2 protein-coding genes are annotated in these 2593 nt (G+C 42.6%); both read left to right on the plus strand.

Annotation, left to right across the window (positions count from 1 at the left end; translation table 11 throughout):
- Positions 1–1488, plus strand: a 1488-nt coding sequence (locus tag I2D56_RS09720) for a GBS Bsp-like repeat-containing protein (protein ID WP_195348431.1), incomplete at its 5' end; no start/stop codon positions are given.
- Between the two features lie 251 nt (positions 1489–1739).
- Positions 1740–2593, plus strand: an 854-nt coding sequence (locus I2D56_RS09725) for a GBS Bsp-like repeat-containing protein (protein ID WP_195348432.1), incomplete at its 3' end; no start/stop codon positions are given.

The raw sequence follows: 2593 nt of genomic DNA on the forward strand, positions 1-2593 counted from the left end.
GCCTTTATCGATTACACAGCTTCTAAACCATCTGCTGATCTGACCATTACAAAATCAGAAAAAGACGGGACTTTCACCATCACAGCTAAGAACCTTCAAGGCTTCGACGGCTACAAGGAAGTGAAGATTCCATTCTGGTCTCATGCCAATGGGATGAAAGATATCATCTGGTACACTCCAACTCGTCAAGCAGACGGTTCATATACTGTAACAGCCAAAGCTAGTGACCACGAAAACGCTGATGGCAAGTACGAAGCGCAGGTCTTCTATGTGGACGTTCAAGGCCAAAACAAGTTTGTCAAGAAAGCCTTTATTGATTACAAAAATCAATCTCGTCCAACCGGCACTCTCTTGATCCAAAACAACAACAAGGATACAGGTACCTTTGATGTCATCATCAAGGATGTCTACAGCCCCAAAGGGGTGCAGACCGTTCAGGTTCCTAGTTGGTCTGATAAGGACGGACAAGACGACATCCGCTGGTATGAAGCGACTCGCCAAGCGAATGGGGACTACAAGGTATCTGTCAAAGCGAGCGATCACAAGAACTCTACTGGTAAGTACCATATTCACCTTTACTATATTCAAAATGATGGTTCTCGTGTGGGTGTCGGTTCAACGACTACAGAAGTTGAGTTCCGAAATGCCCAGACCAAGACGCAAGCTGCTATTAAGAATGTCAATTCTGGTGCTGGAACCTTTACGGTAACGGTGGACCAAGCACCTCAGGGACGTCAGATTAAGAATATTCGTGTCGCAGCTTGGTCTAAAGCGCACCAAGAAAATCTTTACTGGTATTCCGCAACACCGACAGGTATGCATACAGAGATCACTGTCTCTGCCAATAATCACGGTAATGAAGCGGGCAACTATACCACTCACGTCTATGTAGATTACAAAGATGGGGGAGTTGAAGGTTTTAACCTCGGTCAGACAGCCTTGTCTCCACGAAATCAAAAGGTAAATCCACAAACAACCTATTATTCTCAACGGGACCCTCGTTGGGGAGCAAAATGGTATGGTGTGAGCAATATGGACCAATCCGGGTGTGTTCCAACTTCTTTAGCTATGGCATTTACGGATATTCTCGGAAGAGAAGTGCTACCCACGACAGTAGCGGATTATCTGTATTACAATACCAATTCCTTTAATAAAATTGCTGTAGCTGGAACTGATGCAGATGGACTAGTGGCTGCTACTAAGCATTGGGGATTGACGAGCCAAATGCTTACAGGGAAAGATGCAATTGCAGCTACCTTAGTATCAGGAAAACACGTTCTTGCTGCAGTTGAGGAAAGCATCTTTATCAATGCTCCTTATACGCATGAAATTGTCTTGCAGGGCTACGATAATGGGAAAACTTATGTAAGAGATCCATTCAACCCTGCTAATAACGGTTGGCATTCTATTGATTACATCTTCTCGGTAAAAAGTACAGATCCAATTGATGCAAAATTAGGATCGCCATTTTTCAGTGTTTTTGCTTAGCTACTTCTAAAAAAGTAAGTAAATTTTATTCAATGGCAATCAGGTATAATCCATTTTGTTTTGGAAAAACGAGTATTCTCATAGACGGAGATGCTCGTTTTTAATTTAAAAATATAGGGACTTACTGAATCAACCAAGAACTTTTTTTCTACTTCAACTTATACTTTTTATAGAGGTTCCTTGATCCGGTGGTTTGTGCTATAATACTATTACGTGGGTACAATCCGTAAAAAAATTGTAAGGGAAGATACATGAAAAAGAAAGATCTTATTTTTTATGCTGGGACAGCCGTTTTGTTAGCTTTTTCGACACAACAAGTCAAAGCTGATGAGCAACATGCGTCCGATCAAACACCAGAAAATACTTCAGCTGTTGTTTTGAAAACAACAACTTCATCAGAAGCGCAGAATACTGTGAACGAAGGAGTGGGAGTTGAGAAAGGTATTCAGACAGAGAATGTCGTTGCAACAGAGGCAGTACCTGACACACCGACTCTTAGTAATAACCAGTCTTTTGACAAGGGCACTAGCGACAAGGTTATATCAGAGCAACCAGCACCAGCTGTGGTAGCTAGTCGCGCTCCATATGGCGCACGCGCACGAGTGGTAGAAACACGAAATGAGAGTGTTCCTCAACAGGAATCTCCAGTTTCTGCAGATTTGAATATTGAAAAATCAGATTCAGAAGGTACCTTCACCATTACAGCTAAGAACCTCCAAGGCTTGGATGGTTATAAAGAAGTGAAGATTCCATTTTGGTCTCATGCCAATGGGATGAAAGACATCATCTGGTACACTCCAAGTCGCCAGGCAGACGGTTCTTATACTGTAACAGCCAAAGCAAGCGATCACGAAAACTCTGATGGCAAATACGAAGCGCAGGTCTTCTATGTAGATGCCAAAGGTCAAAACAAGTTTGTCAAGAAAGCCTTTATCGATTACACAGCTCCTAAACCATCTGCTGATCTAACCATTACAAAATCAGAGTCAGATGGCACCTTCACCATTACGGCTAAGAACCTCCAAGGCTTCGATGGCTACAAGGAAGTGAAGATTCCATTCTGGTCTCATGCCAATGGGATGAAAGATATTATCTGGTACACTCC

This window comes from Streptococcus australis, assembly GCF_015553625.1.
Lineage (GTDB): Bacteria > Bacillota > Bacilli > Lactobacillales > Streptococcaceae > Streptococcus > Streptococcus australis_B.